Here is a 7,243-nt window from a genome sequence, read left to right as displayed (position 1 = left end):
CCTTCGGACGCGGTGGCGGCGCCCCGCGGGGACGCAAGTCCAAGCGGGCCAAGCGTCAGGAGTTCGAGCAGCAGAGCGCACCGTCGATCGGCGGTGTCATCGTCCCGCGCGGTGACGGCTCCACCCCGGTGCGCGTGCGCCAGGGGGCCACGCTCACGGACCTGGCCGAGAAGATCAACGCCAACCCCGCGGCGCTGGTGACCGTCCTGTTCCATCTCGGCGAGATGGCCACGGCGACCCAGTCCCTCGACGAGGACACCTTCGCCCTCCTGGGCGCCGAGCTGGGCTACAACGTCCAGATCGTCTCGCCCGAGGACGAGGACCGCGAGCTCCTGGAGTCCTTCGACATCGACCTCGAGCCCGACGAGGACGACGCCAACCTCGTGCCCCGGCCCCCGGTGGTCACGGTCATGGGCCACGTCGACCATGGTAAGACCAAGTTGCTGGACGCCATCCGCTCCACCGACGTCGTCGCCGGTGAGGCCGGGGGTATCACTCAGTCCATCGGCGCCTACCAGGTGCGCGTCAACCTGAACGACGAGGAGCGTCCGATCACCTTCATCGACACCCCCGGTCACGAGGCCTTCACGGCCATGCGCGCCCGCGGTGCCGAGGTGACCGACATCGCCATCCTCGTCGTGGCCGCCGACGACGGCGTCATGCCCCAGACCGTTGAGGCCCTCAACCACGCCCAGGCGGCCAACGTGCCGATCGTCGTGGCGGTCAACAAGATCGACAAGGAGGGCGCCAACCCGGACAAGATCCGTGGCCAGCTCACCGAGTACGGTCTGGTCCCTGAGGAGTACGGCGGCGACACGATGTTCGTGGACATCTCCGCCAAGCAGCGTCTCCACATTGACGAGCTCCTCGAGGCCGTCCTGCTGACCGCGGACGCCGCCCTGGACCTGCGGGCCAACCCGGACACCGAGGCCCGCGGCGTGACCATCGAGGCCAAGCTCGACAAGGGCCGCGGCGCCGTGAGCACCATCCTGGTCGAGCGCGGCACGCTGCGGGTCGGTGACCCGATCGTGGCCGGAAGCGCCTACGGGCGCGTGCGCGCCATGTTCAACGAGCACGGGGAGAACCTCACCGAGGCCGGCCCCGCCCGCCCGGCCCTGGTCCTGGGTCTGACCAACGTGCCCAGCGCCGGTGACTCCTTCATCGTCGCCCCCGACGACCGTACGGCCCGCCAGATCGCCGACAAACGTGAGGCCGCCGAGCGCGCCGCCCTGCTGGCCAAGCGCCGCAAGCGGGTCTCCCTGGAGAACCTCACCGATGTCCTCAAGGAGGGCAAGGTCGACACCCTCAACCTCATCCTCAAGGGCGACAGCTCGGGTGCGGTCGAGGCCCTGGAGGACTCCCTGCTCAAGATCGACGTTGGCGAGGAGGTCGCGCTGCGCGTCATCCACCGCGGCGTGGGTGCCATCACGCAGAACGACGTCAACCTGGCCACGGTGGACTCCGCCGTCATCATCGGCTTCAACGTCCGGCCCGCCGAGCGAGTCTCGGAGATCGCCGACCGCGAGGGCGTCGACATGAAGTTCTACTCGGTCATCTACAACGCGATCGAGGACGTCGAGGCCGCCATGAAGGGCATGCTCAAGCCCGTCTACGAGGAGGTCGAGCTCGGTACCGCCGAGATCCGGCAGATCTTCCGCTCCTCGAAGTTCGGCTCCATCGCCGGCTCCATCGTCCGCTCGGGCATCATCAAGCGGGGCACCAAGGCCCGCCTGGTGCGCGACGGCGTCGTCATCAACGGCGATCTGTCCATCGAGACGCTGCGCCGTGAGAAGGACGACGTCACCGAGGTCCGCGAGGGCTACGAGTGCGGTATCAACCTGGGCTTCAAGGACCTCGCCGAGGGCGACGTCATCGAGACCTGGGAGATGCGCGAGAAGCCTCGCGACTGAGAACGACCACGTTCATCAACGGTGGCCGGCCACCCCGCACTGGGGTGGCCGGCCACCGTGTCAGACGGACCCGCATCGCCTCGCCCGCGAGAGAGAAAGTGCGGGTGGGGCGATCAGCGTCAGATGCGCGCGTTGACGTCCTGGTACCCGGAGTCCTCGCGGGTCCCGCCCATGCCGTCACCGACCTCGCTGTAGTGACGGATCAACGTCACCGACCGGACCCACTTAATCATCTTGTAGCCGTGGCTCGTCTCGCAGCGCAGGCGCAGCGGAGCACCGAACATGCCCGACAGTGGCGCGTCATTGCGGCCCCAGGCCAGGATCGTGTCATCCTCGAGGGCCATGTCCAGAGGCAGGCACGTGTAGTACGGCTCGACCGGGCGCCCGTCGTGCATGTGCTGGGCCATGCCGAAGGACTCGAACATCACCCAGCCCGCCTCAGGATCGATCTGACCGACCTGCGCGAGCAGATCCCGCACGCGGATCCCCGTCCACTTGGCGATCCCCGTCCAGCCCTGCATGCAGGTGTGCATGGTGATCTGGGACTGGCTGGAGATCGCCTTGAGCTCCGCCAGGGAGAAGGACGCCGGAGCCGAGACCATGCCACCCACCTCGAGGCGGAAGTCGGCGAAGTCATTCGCCGCCAGCTCCTGGTACTCCGGGGACTCCTCCCGTGAGGGGGTACGGGTGTTGACCCAGTGGAACGTGGAGATGTCCTTCTCCGTCCACGGCTTCTTAACGGCCTGCTGTGAGCTGAAGCGGTCCACCGTGACGCGGCGGATCCCCCGCGTGGCGTCCCACAGGATCCGCTGACTGCGACGGGTGTCCGTCAGCGTCCAGTAGGACATGGCGATCCACAGGGCCACCACGACGACGATCGTCCCGATCACGGTGACGTAGGCCTGACCCACCCGACTGGGGTCGTAGTAGCCGAAGACGATGTGGGTGAGGTTGTGAGGAGCGTGCACGATGAACACCAGGCCCACGTGAACGATGGCGAAGCCCAGGTAGATGAACATGCCGATCAGGTGCAGGGAGCGGGCGGCCTGGCGGCCACCGAACATCTTGGCGTACCAGGGGAAGCGACCCACGACGGCGGGGGACATGACCGGTCCCGTGATGATCATCAGCGGAGCGGCGATGAAGACGATGAAGAAGTACCCCAGCTGCTGGAGGCTGTCGTAGGGGGTGAAGTCGCACAAGGACGGGGTGCGCAGGTGCGCGTAGGTCAGCAGGGAGTCCCAGGCGTCGGGCAGGATCCGCCACGTGGTGGGAACCAGACGGTGCCACGCCCCGGTGCCCACGAGGAAGACGACGTAGATGACGCCGTTGAGCAGCCAGAAGCTGGTGGCCACCCCGTGCCAGGCGCGCCCCAGCCCGATCTTGGCCCGGCCGGGCAGGGACAGCAGGGGAGAGAGGTCGCGCTGATCGTCCCGGGCGGTGAAGGCCCCCTCCTCGAGGGGCACCTTGTCCTTGGTGAACCGGATCCACTCTGATCCGGGCTCGCACTGGTCCTTGAAGTAGAAGCGCGGGTGCGAGGCGATGACCTCAATCCCGGAGCGGATGAGCACGCCCATGAGGAGGAAGTTGATGAAGTGGGTGACGCGCAGCCAGAGCGGGAAGGTCTCAGTGTCCACGCACTGCTGGGCGACGTCGTTGGCGGTCTGTGCGGCTAGGGGCAGAAAGGACATCATCGTGCCTTACAAACGGGGTGACAAATCTTCCGTATAAATCATTGTACTGCTGTGTGCCGGTTCTATACAGGGGGTGATAACAAGGTGTCGCGATCGGGGTGTGATGCGGCGGAGAGGAAGTTATGTCAGCCTTCCATAAATACGAAACAAATGGCTGATTTAAATCGGCGAAGCTCTGGTTGTCATGTTGTTCCACACGTTGAATACCGACGGAGAGAATCTGAGGAAATGGGAACGATCAGACGTTATATCGACGGAGAACTCCCGGATCGTTCCCCCACAATGCTCTGCAAGGCTTGTACGGTGGCTGTGACGACGCGGAAGACATCCGCCGTCTCCTGAGATACACGGAGGTAATCTCATGTCATCCGCTGCCACGACTGAGGGGGCGTCCTCCCGACGCGCTCGCCTCATCGGCAAGGGGTGGATCCAGGGGGTCGCCCTGGTCATGCTCTTCGGATTCACTGTCATGGGCCTGCTGGCCTACCGCACCTACACCAATTCCATGCCTCAGCCGCAGAAGGTGGTCACCGAGAGCGGCGAGACCCTCTTCACGACGCAGGACATCACCGAGGGGCAGAAGCTCTTCCAGGCCAGAGGTCTCATGGAGTACGGCTCCATCCTGGGGCATGGCGGCTACCTCGGTCCGGACTTCACCGCCGAGTACCTCCGCATGGAGGCCACGAGCGTCAAGAAGCAGCTCGCCGCCCAGGGGGTCGCCGACCCGGCGGCCGCCACCAAGGAGATGATGCGGACCAACCGCTACGACCCCTCCACGGGAACCCTGGTGTGGACCGATGAGCAGGTCAAGGCCTACAACGAGGCCGTCAGCCACTACACCACGATGTTCGGGCCCGACGCCCACAGCCACGGCCTCAAGCCGGATCTCATCACCGACCCCGTCCAGGTCAAGCAGGTGACGGCCTTCTTCGGCTGGACCGCCTGGGGATCGTCCGCGCAGCGCCCCGGCCACGACTACTCGTACACGAACAACTGGCCCGCCGAGTCCCTGGTCGGCAACACGCCCACCGGTGACCTCATGATCTGGTCGGTCCTGTCACTGATCGTCCTCATCGGTGGAACCGGGGTCATGTTCGCCATCTACGGCCGCTGGAGCCAGAAGATCGGCTGGCACTCCGAGGAGGCCCCGGCCCTGTCCTTCCGACAGCCCGAGGAGGTCGGACTGACCAAGTCGCAGCGGGTGGTGGCCTGGTACGTCTTCACTATCGCCGCCCTCTTCCTCGTCCAGACGCTCCTGGGGGCCCTGGCCGAGCACTACCGGGCCGACGTGCTGTCCTTCTTCGGCTTCGACCTGGGCCGGCTCCTGCCCTTCTCCCTGGCCCGCACCTGGCACGTCCAGCTCTCCTTGTTCTGGACCGCCATCGGGCTGCTCGCGGCCGGGCTGTTCCTGACCCCGTTCATCGCCAGGCGCGAGCCGAAGAAGCAGCACGTGCTGGTGTGGACCCTGTTCATCGCCGCCACGGTCGTCGTCGTCCTGTCCTGCCTGGCGGAGGGGGCCAGCCAGCACGGCCTGAGCTGGGCCAAGGGACCGCTGTTCGCCCAGCAGTGGGAGTACCTCGACCTGCCCTTCGTCTTCCAGGTGCTGCTGACCCTGGCCCTGTTCGTCTGGGTGTTCATCATCTGGCGCGCCATGCGCTCGCGTCTGAGCAACGAGCACGTGGCCAACATGCCCTGGCTGTTCATGTTCGCGGCCCTGGCGATCCCCGCCTTCTACGCCGTGGGGATGATGGCGCGCACCGGAACCCACGTGACCGTCGCCGAGTTCTGGCGCTTCTGGGTGGTGCACCTGTGGGTCGAGGACTTCCTCGAGCTGTTCACCACCGTCATGGTCGCCTACGTCTTCGTCCTGCTGGGCGTTGTCCGCGAGAGGATCGCACTGGGCATCATCTTCATGGACATCATCCTGTACTCCGCCGGCGGTGTCATCGGCACCATGCACCACCTGTACTTCTCCGGCACGCCGGTGGAGCACATGGCCCTGGGCGCCTTCTTCTCAGCCGCCGAGGTGATCCCACTGACCTTCCTGACGGTGGAGGCCTGGGCCTTCATGCAGCTGGGAGCCAACCGCCACGGCAAGGAGGCCGGTCCCTTCCCGCACCGCTGGGCCGTTATGTTCCTCATGGCTGTCGGCTTCTGGAACTTCCTGGGGGCCGGTGTCTTCGGCTTCCTGGTCAACCTGCCCATCGTGTCCTACTACGAGATCGGGACCGCGCTGACGGCCAACCACGCTCACGCCTCCATGATGGGCGTGTACGGCTTCATGGCGCTGGCGCTGGGGATGTTCGCCCTGCGCTACCTGGTGCCGGCCGACAAGTGGCCCGAGAGGCTCGCCAAGACCTCCTTCTGGAGCCTCAACATCGGTCTGGCCTGGATGTGCTTCGCCACCCTGCTGCCGCTGGGCATCCTCCAGCTGCGCTACTCGGTGAGCACGGGCTACTTCGAGGCCCGCCAGCTCACCTACGTCACCAACTCTGTCAACACGATCATCGAGTGGGGGCGGATGCCCGGAGACCTCATCTTCATCCTCGGCGGAGTCCTGCCCTACCTCTACATCGCCTTCCTGGGACTGAGGAACTGGCGTCGAGGGCGGACGGTGGACACCTTCGCCGAGGACGCCCTCTACGAGGAGATCCAGGGTGGGCGCAAGGCCTGGCGCGGTGAGCGCGCGGAGCTGAACGACTGATGGACTCACCCGACCTGAGCGTGTGGCTCATCGCCGTCTACGCGCTCATCATGCTGGCTGCTGCGTGGGCCGTGGACGTCCTCGGCTCGCGCAGCGCCCGGCACTCCATGTCCTGGCGGCACTCGGACTTCATGTACCACGACGACGTCGACGGCTGGAGGTGCCACGAGGACCAGTGGCTGTGGCCCACCGCCTTCGACCCGGACAAGCGCGTCATCCGCTATGAGGGCGCCCATGCGATCTGCGGGCGCTGCCCGTCCAAGGACAGCTGCTCGCCCACCCCCGGCCCACGGGAGATCACCCGGCCCGTCGACCCGTGGCCCTACTCCGACGCCGGACGCTTCCACCGCGGCGTGGGCCTGGTCATCGCCTGCGTCGGCGTCTTCATCCCGGTGCTGCTCATGGTGGCCTTTCACGCCACCGGCGACCTCATCGTCCTGGGCACGACGACCGTCGTCGTCATCGTCGCCGGAGTCCTGCCGCTGGCCCGTCACCTGTGGAACACCCCCGACAACGCGCCTGCCCACCTGCCCCACGTCGGCTCGCAGGAGTACCAGGAGGCGGAGGAGGCTCGTCGCTCATCGGGCACCGGTCCCGTCCCGGTGTCGATCAGTGCACGCCCCTCGGGATACCGCTCAGTGCGTGAGGCGGCCGAGGCGATCGCTGCCGCTCAGGCGCGTGCGTCCGCCACGGGGCGCACCGTGCATGTCTCCTTCCTTTCCGGGGCTGACGGCACCGGGAAGGCGGACGGCGGGACTGTCGCCTCCGCTGCCTCCGTGGAGCCCGAGCTGCGTCGCGTCACCGCCCTGCGCACCCGCAAGCGAGTCCCGACCGCCAGTGCCGAGCTCGGGGCGGATGGAACCCGCGGTGGGGCCCGGCGCTCTTGGTCCTCGGCGTGGAACGAGGCCACCGACACCACCAGCGGATGAACCGGG

Annotated in this window: 4 protein-coding genes; 3 read left to right on the top strand and 1 reads right to left on the bottom strand. The window is 66.6% G+C overall.

What is annotated here, in order from left to right:
* Positions 1–1,910 (top strand): translation initiation factor IF-2 (gene infB, locus HMPREF9058_RS06825; protein WP_009406299.1); only part of this gene is annotated, 1,910 nt, incomplete at its 5' end.
* A gap of 119 nt (positions 1,911–2,029) precedes the next feature.
* On the opposite strand, the gene HMPREF9058_RS06820 is transcribed toward infB, so the two are convergent.
* Complete coding sequence (locus tag HMPREF9058_RS06820; RefSeq protein ID WP_009747639.1) at positions 2,030–3,601, bottom strand: molybdopterin-dependent oxidoreductase; 1,572 nt, start codon at positions 3,599–3,601, stop codon at positions 2,030–2,032.
* Between the two features lie 364 nt (positions 3,602–3,965).
* On the opposite strand from HMPREF9058_RS06820, the gene HMPREF9058_RS06815 reads away from it, so the two are divergent.
* The gene (locus HMPREF9058_RS06815; protein WP_009406187.1) at positions 3,966–6,308 is read left to right on the top strand and encodes a nitric-oxide reductase large subunit; all 2,343 of its coding nucleotides are present in this window, start codon (positions 3,966–3,968) and stop codon (positions 6,306–6,308) included.
* The gene (locus HMPREF9058_RS06810; protein ID WP_009406227.1) at positions 6,308–7,237 is read left to right on the top strand and encodes a hypothetical protein; all 930 of its coding nucleotides are present in this window, start codon (positions 6,308–6,310) and stop codon (positions 7,235–7,237) included. The genes HMPREF9058_RS06815 and HMPREF9058_RS06810 overlap by 1 nt, the downstream gene beginning before the upstream one ends.
* Positions 7,238–7,243: the final 6 nt, after the last annotated feature.

Origin of the sequence: Actinomyces sp. oral taxon 175 str. F0384 (assembly GCF_000223355.1) — a bacterium.
Classification (GTDB): domain Bacteria; phylum Actinomycetota; class Actinomycetes; order Actinomycetales; family Actinomycetaceae; genus Actinomyces; species Actinomyces oris.
The sequence above is the reverse complement of the archived record's forward strand: the minus strand, read 5'-3'. Positions and strand labels throughout refer to the sequence as shown.